Source organism: Bradyrhizobium sp. WSM4873 (assembly GCF_055811355.1).
On the sequence record NZ_JBVVPS010000103.1, the window covers coordinates 1 to 901 of the forward strand.

The 901-nt window shown below is 66.6% G+C and carries 1 protein-coding gene; it reads right to left on the reverse strand.

Annotated elements, in window-relative coordinates; genetic code table 11:
- Positions 1–901: cache domain-containing protein (locus AC0L21_RS37920; protein WP_473267084.1), on the reverse strand; the 901-nt coding region annotated here is incomplete at both ends.

A 901-nucleotide genomic window follows, 5' to 3' on the forward strand; every position in this document is an offset into this window, starting at 1 on the left:
GTTCCAACGCGGCATAGAGCGCCGCATAGGCCTCCTCGACGGGGAGCTCGACGAACATGGTCCAGTGCAGCGGCGCGATGGGGGCCGACGCGGTCAGCACCTTCCGTCCCTGGAGATTGCGCGCTTCGGAAAGCGCGTCGAGCGTGGCGCTGCCTCCGGCAAGCGCGGCGCGCACCTGGCTGAGACCAGACATATCGGTGTTGCGCAGGACCAGGCTGATATCGGGGTGCGCGATCAGGCGTCCCTCCGGACCGACTACATAGGCATGTCCGTGCTCGCCGACCTTGATCTGGGACACGACGTCCCAGATCAGCTTGAGATTGACCTCCGCGATACTGACGCCGGCATCCTTGCGCGACCCGGCCTGCGCCAGGGTCATGTACGGCTCGGATTCCCTGCGGAAATAGACCGGACCGTAAAAAACCTTGTGCGCGACCGCCTCGGTGAACTTCGGATCGTCCGACAGGTCGATCCCGCTGTCGATCGCGTCCATGGCGAGCCGCGAGACCCGCAGCCGCTCCCTGCCGGTCGCATCGACCTGGGCGAGCTCGGTGACCGCAGGGACCTGGCGCAGCAGCCGCAGCGCATCGAACCGGCGCTGCTCGATCGAGCCCGCTGACCAGGGCAGCTGCGTGGTCCAGCCGAGCTGGCTCTCGATCTCCTTGACGAACTGACCGATCTTGGCCGCGGCCGCCTCCGCCTGTTCATGCTGAACCCGGATCAGCGCGGCCTTGTGCTCGCGATAGTAGAAAAGGACCTCGAACAGCCCGTTGGCCAGCAGCGCGATCGCGACGACAGCCACGAACAGCGCGACATATTTCGTGAAGAGCCGGCTCCTGATCCCCTGCCCTGGCGTCGTGCCGGACGCGACGGCAACCGGCGACGCGTTGGGCAGCGCCCT